We start from the raw sequence: 17,288 nt of genomic DNA on the forward strand, positions 1-17,288 counted from the left end.
ATTTCATTATACCGTAACCTGTCTAACAATTATAGCGTTTCACTTATCCTCATTATTGAACGATAAATTAATTCAAAAAAAAGACGCCAAATGGCGTCTTTAAACTGCTTAATTGATTACTTCACTTTTATCAATCCAACCGGTTGTCCCATCACTCATCGTGATAAACAGTAATGTCGAACCGACTTTATTTTTTTGAATAGGATCAATTAAATAACCCGTTTTATTCACGATACCTTCATTTGTAACTCTGGCATCAATATTTTTTACAAATTTATAATTTTTAGATCCATAAACCTTTGACCAAACTTCAGCACCATCTTGAACATGGACGGTCGTTTCTTCAACTACTGTTTCTTGAGCTTCATAAACGCGTCCATTCATGACAAAATCAACTAACCGTTCAGTTGCATGTCCATCATCCCAAGCATTATAAGTCGCTACAAATTGATCATAATTGTGATGGCGTTCATCCGTTGCAAATGCTCGTTTAATCTCAGTAATGACAGCATCTGTATCCTTAACGATTGGTCCTGGTACTTCTTTTTCGTAGTCAAAGTAAAAACCACGAATATCATTTGCATACTCATCTAAATCATATGCAAAGAAAATAATAGGACGTTTTAACGCTGCAAAATCAAAGAAAACAGATGAATAATCTGTAATCAACAGATCACTAATAAGATATAAATCATTAATATCTTCATAATCAGCAACGTTCAGCGCAAAGCCTTCATAATCAGTTAAATCTAATGAGTTAGCAATTAAATAATGCGTTCTAACAAGAACGATAATATCATCGCCAAGTTCTGCTTTCATCTTATCTAAATCAAGATGTAACTTAGCCGTGAAATAATCAGCTTTAACGTATTCATTATCTCTCCAAGTAGGTGCATATAGAATAACTTTTTTGTTTGGATTAATTTCTAAACTTGCTTTAATACGATTGATATCTGTCTGTGTATAATTCGTTAAAATATCATTTCTAGGATAGCCAGAATTAATCATTTGGTTACGGTTCAAACGGAATGCACGTCTGAAAATATCTGACGAATATTCATTTGGCGTAACAGAATAATCCCAACGATCAGAATCTTTTGTAACTTGGCTATGATATTTAGCAGCATCAACGCCAGGCATTGACCCTGTATTTACGTCAACACCAATCGTTTTTAATGGCGTACCATGCCATGTCTGAACAATTGTTGTACCTTCAGGTTTAACCCACCATAATGGTCGACGAACATTCGTAAACCAATATTTTGCTCGAGCTTGTTTGAAAATACCTTTAAATGAGAATCGTGTCACATAGGGAATATGATTTTCTTTAAAATAAGCAACATAATCCTGGTTCACATTCCAGTACATCTTATATTTAGGGTAACGGTCTTTCATGTATTCATAGATAGCTTTTGGATTATCACTATATTTACGACCAAAGAAACTTTCAAATATAATAATATCTTTCTTTGACATTTTACCGATAATACCAAATGCTTTTGGATACCATTTATTAAACTTAACGATCTTTTTAATTTTATTTCTAATTACTTGAACGCTTGGTTCTTGTGGTAATAAGTGATCGCTAATCATTGCTTCAAAAACTTGCTTTGAAGCATCCCCTTGACGACCATACGTACAAAATTTATCATAAAATTCAATCAATTGTTGCGCGTAGGTTGTCTGTAGATGATTAAAATCGCTTAATTCGTCAATTATTTTTGCCGTTGTATCCACAATTGGTCCTGGAACCGTACCATTATAATCGAGATAAACACCTCGTGTATCTTCTGTATAATCTTTTAAATCATATGCAAAGAAAATCATTGGTCGTTTAAGATGTGCGTAATCAAACATTACTGAACTATAATCAGTAATTAACGTATCCGCAATTAAATATAAATCTTCAACTGTTGGATAATTAGACACATCAAAAGTAAATCCTTCAAATTCAGTTAGATCAATTTTATTGGCAACGAAATAATGTAGCCTTACCAATAACACATATTCGTCACTCAATTTAGCTTGCATTTGTTTAATATCTAACTCAAAATCAAATCCGTCTTTATTTCGGTAGGTTGGTGCATATAATACGACCTTTTTATCCAATGGCATGCCAATAGATTCTTTAATTTTAAGGATATCAGTTTCATTATTCTTTTTATAAAGTACATCATTTCTTGGGAAGCCAGAGTGAACAACCTCTTTTTCAAAATTAAATGCGTGACTAGCTGTTTCATCCATATATGGCGAAGGTGAAACAAGATAATCCCAACGCTTAATTCGTTTCATGAAATTATTCTGACGTCCTTTTGAACCATCTTTGAAATAAGGTTCATCAAATCCCATCGTTTTCATGAAGGTTCCATGTAACGATTGAACTTCAACTTGTCCTTTTCGTTTTGCATATTGGTTAGGGAGGTTAGTATTTTCAATAAAATACTTAGCTCGCGCCATGTAATACCAATACTTTTTACTGAAGTAGCGAACTCGTTTACCATTGCCGGTTATTGTTGTATTCGGATCCTTGAATAACCAGACACATTCATAATCTGGCATGTTTTCTTGGACATAATCATAAATGGCTTTTTCATTACCATTGAAATAAGCGCCCCAATAACTATCAAAGACAATCGTTTTCTTCTTTAAAGGTAATAAACGTTGTAGCGGGTAATATAGTGAGAAGTTAATTGCCCGTTTTCGTTTGGTTGCGTCCTGCTTATCCCACGATAATTTTTGGTTTAAAACCAAAAAATTGTTTTTTGTTTCGTATAATGATGTTCTTGCTAAATGATTTGTACGACTTTCTAGCGTTTCTACACGTTCTGGTTCAGTTGTAATTTGCGAACGAACAACTTGGTCAGCACTATAAAAATCAAGATAAAGATTATATTTTGCTGCCTTAATGAAACTGTCTTGTTGTTCATTAATTAAATTCAAATTAACGATTATTTGACCGTTATCATCGACAGTAACGTCATTAAATTGATATTTATATTGTTCCTCTTGATCGATTACACGTAAAACAATTTTTTCTGCTGAACTTTGAAACAATGTATTTTCAGCGATTAATCGTAGCCGACTATTATCTAACCACTGGACATCCATTAGTTTTGAAAAATGTGGTGCGATATTTAGTCCAATCATTTCCTTCATATTCTTTTGAACGAGTAAACTATATTGTGCTATTTCATATTCTTGCGGTTTATCAACATGTTCAAACTCATAGCTTAATTTCAATTCTTTTTCATCAATTAACTGGAGTCTTTTTTGTGTTACAGAACTTAACTCGGCTACTTCAGTTATTGAGAATTCAAATTTCACTTGATGTTCACTAACATTTATTTTTTGTCCACTAATTTGAGGCGCAATTTCATCATCACTATTTTCAGTAACAATTAACTTCGTACTTTCAGGATTATTTAACCATGTAGAGACCACTAATTTACTATCATTCACACTAATATCTTGAATTAGATTAGCTTGAACATTTTTTTCCGTCTTTATTTCATTTGCTGTCAAAGTCATCGCATTAAAAGCTAATGCCCAGTCAAAACTAAAATCAGTTTTAATTTGATAATCATTACCAGAAAAAATATTACTTATAAATTTACGCTTAGGATTAGCTAAAAATTCCGTCACATTAATATTTTTAACTTGATAATTAACTTGTATTTTCCAAATGCCGTTTCCTAATATTTTGTATGCCTCTTGTTGATCAAATGACATTCTAAAATAACGATAGTTACGGTGCTTAAATAAATGACGACGACGCTTGACGGTTTCTCGTTCAAACGTAATTGGCATTTCTTTCCCATTTATAATGTTAATCAAATTAACCGTAAATTTTTCGTCTAATTTTTTTGTAACTTTCAATTGATTGAGTTGCAACCAACCCTTAATAACTATCTCACTTGTCATTTCATCAGAAAAAACATTTAAGATTCGTTGTTCGAATTTTTGTGATTGTCCCACATCAACCGCTTTAGCAACATCTAAAGAGATAGCCGGATCTTCATATTGATAGCGATTATTTTTTTCAACAATTTTTCCAATATTTCTACGACGATAACTATATTTTTTTAAGTCTTTAATATTCCCCTGTAACACAGCAGCATATTGAATTTGATTTTTAATTGATAATTGCTTAAATAATTCTGGATTAATCGTTCTAATAAGTAGGACTGTAATTTTTTGAAATTCTAATATGTAATCTTCTTCCGATTCTCGAATATCTTGCATTGATAGCGGAATATCAGTTGTTAATAATTTCAGATCAAATGCATCCATAACATTTTGAGTTGCCCCATATTTTTTCATGTATGAACGCGTTAACTCTAGCATTTCCAATCGGTCTTTATAATGTTGAATATCATTACCTCGACTTTGAGTGATAGATTTGCTATCACCTTCACGCCAACGCCATTCGTATACAATATCAGTAATAATATCAATATGGTTAGCCAATAAATGAGCTGCCATCATCACAGGAATATCTTCATATAACATTCCCACAGGGTAGCGCAAATTATTGTCGATAAACAAATTTAATCGATAAACTTTATTCCATGAAGTTGTGTCATAAACTAATTCTGGGTGTTCTGCAATTGATGTTTCATAAACAGTATCTTTAATAGCAAATTTATGAATGTAAGAACGTGAACTACGTTTAGAATTAAATCGTTTAACTGCACCAGTTGCCAAGTCTGAATCAGTCATCTTTACCGACCCCATCAAAAGACTGTATGCGTCAACTGGTAATAAATCATCCCCATCTACGAAGGCAATATATTCTCCGGTAGCGGCTTCAATTCCTGCATTTCTAGCAGCACTAGGTCCAGCATTTTCTTTGTGAATTGCTTTAATATTGTCAAAAAGTGATACATACCGATCCATAATTTCGGCAGTCCCATCAACTGATCCATCATCAACTAAAATAATTTCTAATTGTTCATAACTTTGGTTAAGAACTGATTCAATACTTTCTTCAATGAACTCTTCAACATTGTATCCCAAAATAACAACTGAGAGTAATCCATTATTTTTTGTCATTATTAATTGTATTCTCCTTAACAATTCTTTTGTCCAAATATCTAATAATTATATCATTCCTATTTATAATAATATATTTTTTTTATATTACATTCCATGGTATTTAACTGTTCCATAACTTTTTGATCAGTATTAATAACCCCGTTCCATTCAAATAATGAATTGGCCTATCAGTCATATTCATGTATAATTAGAAGGCACAAAATATATTTTATAGGGGAGTTCTAAATTATGAAAATCAGTAAATTCATTGGGATCACATTACTGTTTACAGCACTTGGCTTAGGGATAGCCAGTCACAGTACATCTAGCTCTGTCTCAGCAAAAGTTAAACTATCATCTTCAAAATACATTGCACATGCGCCTGTTAGAATTAAAACGAAAGCTTATAATGTTTATGCTTACCCTCGAACTTTAAATTCAAAATCAAAGTTCATGCACTATGGTTCAAGTTATCATTCAACAACTTTTTACATCACAAAAACGATTAAATTATCAGATGGAAAATCATATTCTTGGCTAGTTAATGGTGCTGGAAAAGCGTATGGCTATATAAATACCAAAGCCACAACCGTTTATGCATCTCCCAAAACAGATAAATCAGATAGTAACCATACACCTGTTAGAATTAAAACAAATGCTTATAATGTTTACAGTTATCCAAGAGCATTACACGGTGCTTCTACATTTATGCACTATGGTACTAGTTATCACTCAACCACTTTCTACATTTCCAAAAAAATTACAACGGCATCAAATGTAAGCTACTCAAAACTAACATATAGTGACGGAACTTTGTATGGTTATGTGAATACTAAAGCATTAACGAATTACGAAACCGTTAAAGATATCAAAACTTCTTCATCAAAAACTAAATATCGTATCACGTCTGACATCTCTAACATTCATAACGCACCACTAAACACTATTTATGGAAATAAAACAACACATTATTCAAAAAATTACTTCGATACTGATTTATATATCACCAAAACAGAAACACGAACACAAGATGGCGCTAAATTTTCATATGTTAAAACTGGGAAAAACGATCTCGGTTGGATTTATAGTGGCTATTTAGCAGCCTGGACACCTGCTACAGATGTTCTTGTTGATATGCATGATGGTAGCCTAGATACAGGCAATAAATTAGCAAATACTGCGGCTACTAATTTCTATCAAAAAAAGCCTAATTATTCTTCAGTTGATGCAACAACAAAATCAGGTAGTACTTATAATGCAACTGGTTCAAAACAATTTAAAACAAATTATTTCTTAACTGCTTCATATAAATCAAGTGGTGATTGGGGTAATATACAAGGATTTGTTATCAATGGTCACTACCTTTATGCATCAATCTCAACTGATTCGAAAAAAGGAACTGGTAAGATTGTCCGTTTTGATACTGATAAGATGAACGCATTAAATCTAAATAATAGTAAGGGATTTGGAGAATTATGGCAGGCTTTTTACTACCTCCGTCAATCGCAATCTCTTAGCTACTACAAAGCAAACTACCCTGCTTCAACTTATAAAGGTAAATATAATTTCTATGTTTCTAAATATAATGCATACAAAAAATATGAATCTATCATTAAAGTCGGTCCTGAATTCATAATAGGCCATGGTCAATCTTTAGATTATAAAACAAATGGTTCAAATAAAGGTCTCTACATGTATCGTGATACAAGCTCAAAATCACTTACTGAATCCGACACAGTAACTATTCAACATATCAATTCGTCAACGCTAGCACCTGATAACTATACTAATATGCAATGGAACGATGGTTATGGTAATTTTATGCAAAGTAATAATTTAACTTTTGCAGATAACAATAACTTCTATTCATACACAATGATTGGTAGCGGATCTGGTTCAGCCGGTAAGTATATTCGAATTTGGAAGGGATCTATAGATGCCGACAATAAAGTCACCGTAAAAGTCGTTGGACAATTAGCCAACCGGGTGGGTGACTCTCCACAATCAATTGCTTATAGTTCAAAAACAAATAAAGTTTACCTCGTAACAGATGACGCTTTTGTCGCTGTTAACGCTTCGAAATTAACAGTTGATAATAATCATAACAGTGCCTTAACAACAAATGATGTTTCGTATACCCGTATCAATTCTTCACGAGAAACTGAAGGGATGCAAATCATTAACGGTTACGCCTACATGTTATTTAATAGAACACCTGAGTTAATTAAGTCAACAACAGCCGGTTATTAATCAACCATTGTTGTAACTATAGTTATCCTAAAAAATAGCAACTACCATTTTAAAAATGATAGTTGCTATTTTTTATTCTAAATTACTATGGCTCGCCTTCGCCTGATCATTTGATACGTTGTCTCTACGACTTACCTTCAGCACTAATGCATCCAGAGCAATATGCACACTTTGATCAAATAGCGTACTCAATAATTGGATTGACTTTACACTATTATCAGCTTTTGTTGCACCAGGCACAACGACAACTGAGTTAGATACTTTCGCTAAAGGAGACTCGCCGTTACTTGTAAGCCCGACTACTTTAACGCCAATTTTCTTAGCACTTTCAGTTGGTTCAAGTACACTCTTAGTTGTCCCAGAGCCAGAAACAGAAACTAGCACATCCCCTTCTGCAATTGACGGTGTAATTGTCTCACCAATTACAAAGACCGTATAACCGATATGCATTAATCTCATTGCGAATCCTTTTGCCATTAACCCAGATCGCCCAGCACCTAAGATAAAAATTCTTTTATCTTTCGTAATTAACTTCTCAGCACCATTTAATTGGTCATCACTAACTTTAGCAATGACCGCGTTAATTTCATCCATTATTTCATCAAGTAAACTCATTTAATAACCTCCATAAATTTTTTTGCCATATCTAATGGTTTCTCATTATTCATTATTTTACCACCAACAATGATTCTTTCCACGATACCTTGAACAGCCAATCTTTTTGCCTGTTCAATATCAATACCACCGGCAACCGCGATTTTTTTTATATTTGGAAATTTAGCATGGAATTCAGCCACCGCTTTTACGGCATCAAAATCTTGATCTTTCTTATCATGTGAGTAATGTAATCCAAAAATGGCTTCATCAAATTTTTGTAATTTTTCAATTTTCGTCTCATCTACTTCCAATAAATCTATCAGAATGTTTTTTTTCTGATTAACCGTTAATTCATAAACTTGTTCAATCGTATCAATTGACGAACTTGCCATAACCGTTAACGTATCCGCGTTAGCAGAGAATCCCTTTTCAAATTCATAAACACCCTCATCAATTGTCTTTAAATCAAATAATACTTCTGATTGATTAACTTTTTCCGTAACAGATTTTAACGCATTTATCCCATAATCTTTAATCAAAGAGGTCCCAACTTCGATGACATTGACAACACCATCTAAGTAGCTGACGCTCTCCATAAGGTCTTCTAACGTAACGCGATCAATAGCGACTTGTAATTTCATTATTCCTGTACGCCTTCCTTTTTATAAAAATCCTGTAGTTCTTTAGGTGTTGGGTAGCCATCATTATCACCTGGTGTCTGAACTTGAAGCGCACCAACTGCATTTCCTCGTAAAACGGCTGACTCCATAGATTTGTTTTCCAATAATGCTGTAATAACGCCTAATGCAAATCCATCGCCTGCACCAACAGTATCCACAACTTTATCCACTTTGAAGCCTTTAATCGTTTTCATACTACCATCTGAATTTTTGATAAATGCACCACTTGCACCTATTTTAACAATTACCGTTTTTGTCCGTTTGCCTTTTAAATAAAAGTCGGCAATTTCTTCTGGATTATCACTGCCCATCAGAATTTTTCCTTCTTCAACACCTGGTAAAACAACATCTGCATAACCTGCCAGTTCATTAACGGTCGCAACCATATAATCTTTACTTTTCCACAATGTTGGTCGTAAATTAGGGTCAAATGTAATGAATTTTTGGTTATCCACAAGGCGTGTTAATAACGTTCTAAATGTTTTTTCGGCCACATCTGAAATAGCTGGGAAAATACCAGACATATGCGCTATTTTAACATCATCTAAATTTATTGCATCAATTCGATCACTTGTTAAATGAGCTGCAGCTGACCCTTTACGGTAATTAAAAGTCTCTGGGTCACCCGTTGATACGAGTTGTTTCAATTGATGCCCCGTCCAATGATTTTCACTTTCGCTAATATAATCGATACCCACACCATGTCCTGAAATAATACTCTTCGCGTATTGGCCAAAAGGTTCTGTTCCAACTCGAGAAACATATTCAACATCATGCCCTAAGCGTTTAACTCCGATCGCTACGTTTAATTCTGCGCCACCTAATATTTTCACATAATTAACTGATTCTGATAAGCTTTGATCCATATCTTTTGAGGCAAATGTAATGATTGGTTCGCCAATTGTTATAACTTCACTCATTATATTTTCTTCCCTTCATGTCTCTTAATTTTAACCGAAAAAGTAATAAACTAAAACTTCATTAATAATTGAAACAAACCACATGATTGGAACACCTCTTTTTAATAAATCTTTTGATTGAACTTTCATATAATCAAGGCCCCAAACATTCCATGATTGCGTGATTCCTGTTGAAACAGCAAGAAGCGCAGGCACATAGAGAAGTGGTAATAAGAAGGCATCATTGAACAACCCGGTTCCCGAAAGAACCGCTGCAGTTGCAGCTCCAGCACCCCAAACATGTAACGGACCTCTGAATAACGCGAGCGGTGCTAATACTCCAAATACAATAGCAAGGATTAAATGGTCATGCGGTAATATCAGACTAAATACATGTTGAAACCTAACAGCGTTCAACTGAGCAGCACCAGCAAACATCACTAACGCCATTAAAAACATAATCAATCCTGCGATATCACCAATCGCTTTTTGAATCGTACTATTCAAGAAGTCGACGAAATTTTTATATCCTTTCATATTTCCAGTAACAGCTATCGCAAACAATGTTGCTAAAGTTAATCCTGGAATAGCATCCCAGCCGAAAATCATATTCATAACGACCGGAATAATTGGTGCAACAAATGCAATTTTTGGTATGGGGCGACTTTCAGAATTTTGTTGTGTCTCACCAATAATTTTTAGATTTGAATCAACATTTTCTTGAGTAAATTTCTTGCGATGTAAAACTAAGAAAATAATTACCGCGATTAATTGAACTGTCATTGCTGTCCAACCGAAGATTAAGTATTGTCCGCCGTATACGGCATTTGGAAAAAATGCTTTAATTTGATTGAATAAAACAACATTAATGTACATTGGTGCCCCAATTGACATGACAAATGCAGTAAGTGCGATGTCTCTTGGAATACCTAGGGATAACATGATTGGTAATAAGATAACCCCTATCGCAATCACAGATCCCACTCCGTATGCGCTTACAAAAATAAACGCTGTTACCAAAACAATTAAAATAGCTGCTATTAATGGTCGTTTTTTCCCAACTTTTTTTGTTGCTTCTGAAATTGCAGGCGCAATCCCACTATCAACAAGAACCCTTCCGAACCATGATCCAAATGCAATATAGATAATTGTCGGTCCATAATTCAATGCTGGTTCAGCAAATACTTTTTGAACTGCCTTATCGAATGGAATTTGTCCAATGATAGACCATAAAATAGCCATTACGAAGAACCCGACCATGATGTTTCCACCCTTTAAAATATAAATAATAAATCCTACAAAAGTGATTAATAATAAAATCGGTATTAGGGTTGCCATAAGCTAGTCCTCAATTTCTTTTTTTAATAACACTATCTGGGATTGAATTAACGCTTTGTTATCCATCGGATATTCAAGAGCGAAAGCCACTTTTTTTGGTAGATGGGCTAAAATAGCTCGCCAATCAAACATTCCTTCATCTAAATTTTTCGACGTCATTAAGTTTCCAGCATTATTAATAACGTTTTTCAAATGGATATAGTCCGTGTATTGTGAAAGCTCATCTGCACTCTGAATAGCATCTTGTTTCGTAAAAGCCCAATTACCAAGATCATAAACATAACCAACAGGCACATTTTGTCGTTTAGCACTTTCTAAAAATGTCGTTAATGCCTTAACACTGCCACTTAATGCAGTTTGATCATTTTCAACATTCATTGTTATTTTGTCTAAAGGAAATTCACTAAAAGCCTGCTTTAAATCTCCAGTAAATGCCGCAAAATTTCCAATATTAAATTTAATTTTTTTGATTCCCATAATTAAACCTTCTTGAAAATAAGTAACTAATTTAGGGTTTAACGTGCCATTGTCTAAAAAAACTTGATCAGGAACACTATAATTAACAATTAATCCGTATTGTTTTGCTTTTTTTGCAACTTTGGGTAATTCACTATCTAAATCTTTAAAATATTCACGTCTAACTTCGATACCGTCAACACTTAATTTTGAAACGCGATCAACCAATTCATCCTGTTTAATTCCATTTTCTACATCATTCTCAAAAATCCATGTATTTAAAATAACTGTCATCATTTTTCCTCCAATATTAATATTTATTGAGTTTCTTTACCCTATTCATTAATGTCTCAAAATTCATGTCCTCGAATTTTTCTGCATTTTTATTATCAAAATTTTCTCGTTCTATCTCGTTAAAATTTTCTGCTAAGTAATATGCCGTCAAATAGGCTGCAAGGTAATTCTTAGCCGTTTTCACCATGTTTTCATCCTCAAACTTAGCCTCTACAGTTGTAGAGGCAAAGCCCAACGCAAATTTATCAACATCTAAAAAAGTTCTTTTATCCATTTTTAGCGCCTCCAATTCATTATCTATTAACAAGTTAGGTAAACGTTTACATGGATAGTATATATGCAGTATTCCATAATTGCAAGTCTTAAATATAAATATATATTTCTAAACAAGGTAAACGTTTACTCCAGTAAGGTATCTAGCCTGTTTATTTTTTTAACTTTAAATTACATTTTAAGGACAATAAAAAAAGACTTACCCTTGAGCAAGTCTTTTCCATATTAGTATCTACTTAAATTCAGCAGGTATAATTATTTTTTTATTTTTCGTATTTGTTTCACCATTTAATTCATTCAACAATAATTCTGCTGCACTAGCACCTAGTAAAAAAGGATTTTGATTAATCAACGAAGTTCCTGAATTAATCGCTTTTATGACTTCAGTATCTGAAAATCCCGTTACCGCTACCCGTTGATTGACCATGAATCCATCAGCGATAATTTTAGGTAGTAAGTAAAGCAACCAACGTTCCTTCAACGCAAATACAAGCGTTCTTTTATCATCACGTATTAATCTATTTTTCAGTTCAGCATATGTTTGATTTAATTTTGTATCACCATCTATAACCTCAATCACCTTAGTGTCTGGACTGACCGAATTAATTCCGTTATACCGCTCTTCCCGAGTTGAAATACCTGTCACTTCACCAGTAATGATAATGACTTGATCAAATCCTTGATTTAGATAATATCTTGTTACTTGTTGGCTAATATCAAAGTTATTTGTAACAACATTAGCTAAACTAGAATCAGAAAGTTCACGATCAACAATAACAATGGGCATGTCTCGTCTAACCGCATCCCTTAAATCGGCTTCTTTTCTAAGTATTGGTTGCATGATTAGTCCATCAAACGATTTTTCGCCAATAATTTTAAGGATACCTTGTTCTTTATATTTATTAGAATCGGAATCAAATAAAACCGCTGTATAACCTTGTGCATCTAAAATTGAGCTAATACCTTTAAACATTTCTGTGGCAAAATAATCATCCACATCTGAAACAATTGTAGCAATCATTCGACTTTTTTTTGTAATCATCTGTCTAGCCGCGTCATTAGGGACATAGTTTAATTCTTTAATCACATTTTGGACTTTCAATGCTGTCTCTTTAGACATACGCTCTGTTTTACCATTCAAAAAACGTGATACAGTTGCGATTGAAACATCTGCCTTACTTGCAACATCTTTTATATTCGCTTTAGTAGCCATTTTTTCATCCATTCATTAATTATATTATTTCGTCTAGTTTTCCTTTTATTCCGTTGCTAAACTATCTATATATTACCATACTGCTCAATTTATTAGAAAATACCTCACTAAAATAGTAAATAAAAAGGATAATTCTACTTAAAATTCAGAATTATCCTTTTTATTTATTATTTTCACGTTCCGCTAGTTCGAGGTAACGATTGTACCAGATATCTATATATTCTTTAGAAAATGGCCCTTTCCCGTTATCTATCCAGTCCACAAGTGTTCGGACGTTATACTTCAATATCTTATCGATATCGTCAGAATATTCCCATTTTTTCCCGTGTTCTGCATATTCATCTACATCCAATAACCGTTTCTCACCATCTGGGAAAACTTTGACATCTAAATCATAATCTATATATTTCAAAGCTTCCTTATCTAACGTGGCTGGTGAAGCCAAATTACAATAATAAGAAACGCCGTTATCACGTATCATGGCTATAATATTAAACCAATAGTGTTTATGAAAAAAGATAATTGCTGGTTCTCTGGTCACCCATCGCCGGCCATCTGCTTCGGTCACCAATGTATGATCATTACACCCAATAATCATATTCTCACTTGTTTTCAACACCATCGTATCACGCCATGTTCGATGCAAACTACCGTCGTGTTTATAACTCTTTATGGTAATGAAGTCGCCCTCTTTAGGCTCCTTTGACTGATTACTCATCTCTACCAAAACCCACTTTCTAAACACGTAGTGCATTTTACATCGATTGCATGAATATTATACCAAAAAAAGAACTATTTTACTAAAATTTATTTGAAGAAAGGCTGATATATTTGTCCCAAATTTTTTGTTGTACTTTAGGAACTGCAATCTGGTCAAAATCTTTTTCAAGTATGAATTCGCCAGGAAAATAACTTAAGTCAAACGATTTACTTTTCACGGTAAATAATTCAATTAACCATTTTTGATGGGTAAAGGTATGTTTTACGACGGAACCTTCTAATGCTGAAAAAATCAACTTATGGTTCAAATTATCTTGGCTCCATTGGCCTAATTTTATAACTAAATCATCCGTTAATAACACGTCTCCTGGTTTGTCTTCCAGTTCTTCCAGCTTAATTAAAGGAAACGCTAATAAATTTGCGAGCATCCCTTTACTAGAACGTTTCTCAAATAAATACCCTTTTTTTGTTTCAATTATCAAAGCAATATAGGGCATTTCAACTGGTCGCGGCTTCTTTGATTTCACTGGATAATCAAGTTCTTTACCATCTAAATAAGCTTGATTAAACGACTTAACTGGAGAATGTTCAGAATCTGGATTCTTAGCACTCATGTAACTTGAACCCAAATCCATGACAGCTTGGTTAAAGTCTCCAGGTCTTTCTTTAGAAATAATTTGTTGAATGACTTTTTCAAAAATAAGTCGGGTCTGTGGTTTCGCAATATCATCTTCTATCTCAAATAAGCGTGAAAATACACGAAAAGCATTACCATCAACGGCAGGAACAACTTCGTTAAAAGCAATACTTGCGATTGCTCCGGCAGTATATGGCCCAATTCCAACTAAATTTTGCAGTTCCTTAGCTGTTTGCGGCCATTGCCCAGAATAATCTTGAACAACTTGTTTTGCTGCTTTTTGCATGTTTCGAACTCTTGAATAGTAACCGAGTCCTTCCCATGCTTTTAAAATACGTTCTTCTGGCGCATTAGCAAAATTTTCAACACTCGGAAACCATTCCATAAATCGTTCATAGTACGGAATAACCGTATTTACTTGTGTTTGTTGGAGCATAATTTCTGATACCCAAATATGGTAGGGTTCATGGTCTCTGCGCCAAGGAAGATCCCTTTTTTCACTATCATACCAAGTTAACAATGCCTCTTGAAAAGCTGTGATTTTTGCGTCATCCCACATTATCATTCAAGCGCCTCATCTTGTTCTTTCAGCTCAATATATTCATTAATATCATCAAACTGAAACCCTTTTTGAAATAGCCCCTGTTTAACTTTCATGGCGCGCTGACTACCTTCCAAGCGACGTTGCCGTTTCCAGACTTTATCCCCTTGTTTAACAAGTGCATCCCATTCGGCTTCGGGATCAATTTCAAGTTCTAAGGCATCCATTATTTGTGAAATGTCATCAGACTTAAAGCCTTTAGTCATTAATGCCTGACGAACCTTGTTCTTTAAATTACTAAACGATTGATCGTGGTAATGCTTAACTAATTTTTCGGCGACTTTAATTCCATTTTCTAATTGGTCATCAACTGGAAATTCTTCTAAGGCTTCATCAATACTTTCAGCTGCAACACCTTTTAATCGTAACTTTTGGCGAATGACTGTTGGTCCTTTATCCGACGTGTGCATCATTGTTCTAACGTAACTTTTAGCATATTCAAGATCATTTACTAATCTAAATTCATATAACTTTTCGATTGTTTCTTCAATCGCGTCTTCCGTAATTTCATGTTTCTTCAAATAATCCTTAATCTCTTTTACGGTTCGCATTTGCGTTGATAAATAGTTTAACGCTTTTGAATACGCTTTTGAACGATCATCTGCATCAGCAATTTGTTTAATTAATGCCTCATCTAATTCCATCCCTTTAGCAAGATGAAATGAAATAAGAACTTCTTCCCCAATTGGAAAAGCATATTTTTCATCCAGAAAGACATTATATCGTCCAGCACGTTTTTGTGTGGTTATTTTTGTGATTTTTTTTGTCATATAGACTCCTTTAAATGCTTATCTTGTTATTATATCTTTGAACTGCCAAAATGCCAATATTCCTGTGTTATAATAAGAAAAAAGCAATAAGGAGTTTATAAAAATATGTCAGACAATCAAGAATTTGGATCAGAAATTGAAGCCGGTTCACGTTTTCCTTTAACTATTAAACGCTTAGGTATTAATGGTGAAGGCATCGGCTATTACAAACGTAAGATTACATTCGTACCTGGTGCTCTTCCAGACGAAGTCGTTGTAGCAGAAGTCACTAGTGTTGCAGATTCTTATATCAACGCTAAAATTCATAAAATTCGTAAACAAAGTCCTGTTCGCGTTGAACCAAAAGACGCAACATACAGTGAAGTCGGCGGAATTGAATTAGAACATTTAAACTACAAAGGCCAATTAGCTTTCAAAAAAGATGTTATCGTACAATCTTTAGAAAGATATAAACCGCGTGGTTATGAACACTATGATTTAAAAGAAACTATCGGTATGCAAAATCCATATGAATACCGTAATAAAGCGCAATTCCAAGTTCGCGAAAAAGATGGTCACGTCATCGCTGGACTTTACAAACCAAAGAGTCATGATTTAGTAGACTTAAAAGAATTCAGTACGCAACGTCCTACAACAATGCTTGTTATTCGTCACGTTGTTGCGTTATTAGAGGAACTCGGAATTCCTATTTACAATGAAGAAGCTAAATCAGGTATTATCAAAACGCTTGTTGTTCGTGAATCTTTTGATACCGGTGAGGTTCAATTAACCTTCATCACAAACTCGGCAAAATTACCTAAGAAACGTGAACTAGTTATGCATATCTTAGAAGAATTACCTATGGTTACTTCTGTCATGCAAAATATCAACAAAGGTGAAACATCACTTATTTGGGGTGACGAAACCATTAATATCGCTGGCCAAGACTTCATCATGGAACGTCTTGGTAAAATGAAATTCAAATTATCAGCACGTGCTTTCTTCCAATTAAACCCAGTTCAAACTGGCGTTTTATACGATGAAATCAATAAAGCTCTTAACTTAGATAAAAATGAATCATTAGTTGATGCTTACTGTGGTGTTGGTACCGTTGGCCTTTATGTTGCCCATGGTGCTAAAGAAGTTCGCGGTATGGATACAACACCTGAAGCGATTGAAGATGCACGAGAAAATGCTGTTCTATCACATCAAGAAAATACCACATATGAAGTTGGTAAAGCTGAAGATATCTTACCTAAATGGTTGGAAGAAGGTTTCGTACCTGATGCCCTAGTTGTTGATCCACCACGTACTGGTTTAGATGATCAATTAATTGAAGCCATCAATAAGAGTCGTCCTAAAAAATTTGTTTATGTATCATGTAATCCATCGACACTCGCAAAAGATTTAGAATTGTTAACAAAATCATACCGCGTTGATTATATTCAACCCGTTGATATGTTCCCACAAACATCAAAAGTTGAAGCCGTCGTTAAATTATCACGTCGTTCTTCAGGAAAATAAAGCAAAAAAAGAAGCCATAAAAT

Annotated in this window: 13 protein-coding genes; 2 read left to right on the top strand and 11 right to left on the bottom strand. The window is 34.0% G+C overall.

Annotated elements, in window-relative coordinates; translation table 11 throughout:
* Positions 1–108 precede the first annotated feature (108 nt).
* The gene (locus tag AC1RP4_RS04335; RefSeq protein ID WP_481761511.1) at positions 109–5,052 is read right to left on the bottom strand and encodes a CDP-glycerol glycerophosphotransferase family protein; all 4,944 of its coding nucleotides are present in this window, start codon (positions 5,050–5,052) and stop codon (positions 109–111) included.
* 231 nt (positions 5,053–5,283) lie between these two features.
* Between AC1RP4_RS04335 and AC1RP4_RS04340 the strand changes: the two genes are divergently transcribed.
* The gene (locus tag AC1RP4_RS04340; protein WP_481761512.1) at positions 5,284–7,284 is read left to right on the top strand and encodes a hypothetical protein; all 2,001 of its coding nucleotides are present in this window, start codon (positions 5,284–5,286) and stop codon (positions 7,282–7,284) included.
* A 72-nt stretch (positions 7,285–7,356) separates the two neighbouring features.
* Here the strand turns inward: AC1RP4_RS04340 and hxlB are convergent, their stop codons facing one another.
* The 10 genes from hxlB to recX form a co-directional block, all read right to left on the bottom strand.
* A complete protein-coding gene (gene hxlB, locus AC1RP4_RS04345; RefSeq protein WP_481761513.1) occupies positions 7,357–7,899 on the bottom strand; it encodes a 6-phospho-3-hexuloisomerase in 543 nt (180 codons plus the stop codon).
* Positions 7,896–8,522 (bottom strand): orotidine 5'-phosphate decarboxylase / HUMPS family protein, encoded by a 627-nt coding sequence (locus tag AC1RP4_RS04350; protein ID WP_481761514.1) that lies wholly within the window; start codon positions 8,520–8,522, stop codon positions 7,896–7,898. The genes hxlB and AC1RP4_RS04350 overlap by 4 nt, the downstream gene beginning before the upstream one ends.
* Positions 8,522–9,481, bottom strand: a complete 960-nt coding sequence (locus AC1RP4_RS04355) for a sugar kinase (RefSeq protein ID WP_481761515.1) — start codon at positions 9,479–9,481, stop codon at positions 8,522–8,524. The genes AC1RP4_RS04350 and AC1RP4_RS04355 overlap by 1 nt, the downstream gene beginning before the upstream one ends.
* A 30-nt stretch (positions 9,482–9,511) precedes the next feature.
* Positions 9,512–10,798: a gluconate:proton symporter gene (locus AC1RP4_RS04360; RefSeq protein WP_481761516.1), complete on the bottom strand. Its 1,287-nt coding sequence runs from the start codon at positions 10,796–10,798 to the stop codon at positions 9,512–9,514.
* A 3-nt stretch (positions 10,799–10,801) separates the two neighbouring features.
* Positions 10,802–11,548 carry a sugar phosphate isomerase/epimerase family protein gene (locus AC1RP4_RS04365; protein ID WP_481761628.1) on the bottom strand — a complete coding sequence of 249 codons (747 nt, stop codon included), beginning with the start codon at positions 11,546–11,548 and terminating at the stop codon, positions 10,802–10,804.
* A 16-nt stretch (positions 11,549–11,564) separates the two neighbouring features.
* A complete protein-coding gene (locus tag AC1RP4_RS04370; protein ID WP_481761517.1) occupies positions 11,565–11,822 on the bottom strand; it encodes a hypothetical protein in 258 nt (85 codons plus the stop codon).
* 231 nt (positions 11,823–12,053) lie between these two features.
* Positions 12,054–13,046, bottom strand: a complete 993-nt coding sequence (locus AC1RP4_RS04375; RefSeq protein ID WP_481761518.1) for a LacI family DNA-binding transcriptional regulator — start codon at positions 13,044–13,046, stop codon at positions 12,054–12,056.
* 148 nt (positions 13,047–13,194) lie between these two features.
* Positions 13,195–13,752, bottom strand: a complete 558-nt coding sequence (ntdP, locus tag AC1RP4_RS04380) for a nucleoside tri-diphosphate phosphatase (RefSeq protein ID WP_481761519.1) — start codon at positions 13,750–13,752, stop codon at positions 13,195–13,197.
* 82 nt (positions 13,753–13,834) lie between these two features.
* Entirely contained in the window at positions 13,835–14,956 is a 1,122-nt protein-coding gene (gene mutY / locus AC1RP4_RS04385) for an A/G-specific adenine glycosylase (protein WP_481761520.1), read from the bottom strand.
* Complete coding sequence (recX, locus tag AC1RP4_RS04390; protein WP_481761521.1) at positions 14,953–15,762, bottom strand: recombination regulator RecX; 810 nt, start codon at positions 15,760–15,762, stop codon at positions 14,953–14,955. Before recX ends, mutY begins: the two co-directional genes overlap by 4 nt.
* Positions 15,763–15,867: 105 nt before the next feature.
* On the opposite strand from recX, the gene rlmD reads away from it, so the two are divergent.
* The gene (gene rlmD / locus AC1RP4_RS04395) at positions 15,868–17,265 is read left to right on the top strand and encodes a 23S rRNA (uracil(1939)-C(5))-methyltransferase RlmD (RefSeq protein WP_481761522.1); all 1,398 of its coding nucleotides are present in this window, start codon (positions 15,868–15,870) and stop codon (positions 17,263–17,265) included.
* The last annotated feature ends 23 nt before the right edge of the window (positions 17,266–17,288 follow it).

The organism is Dellaglioa sp. CoH-56-MRSF-10, assembly GCF_056782175.1.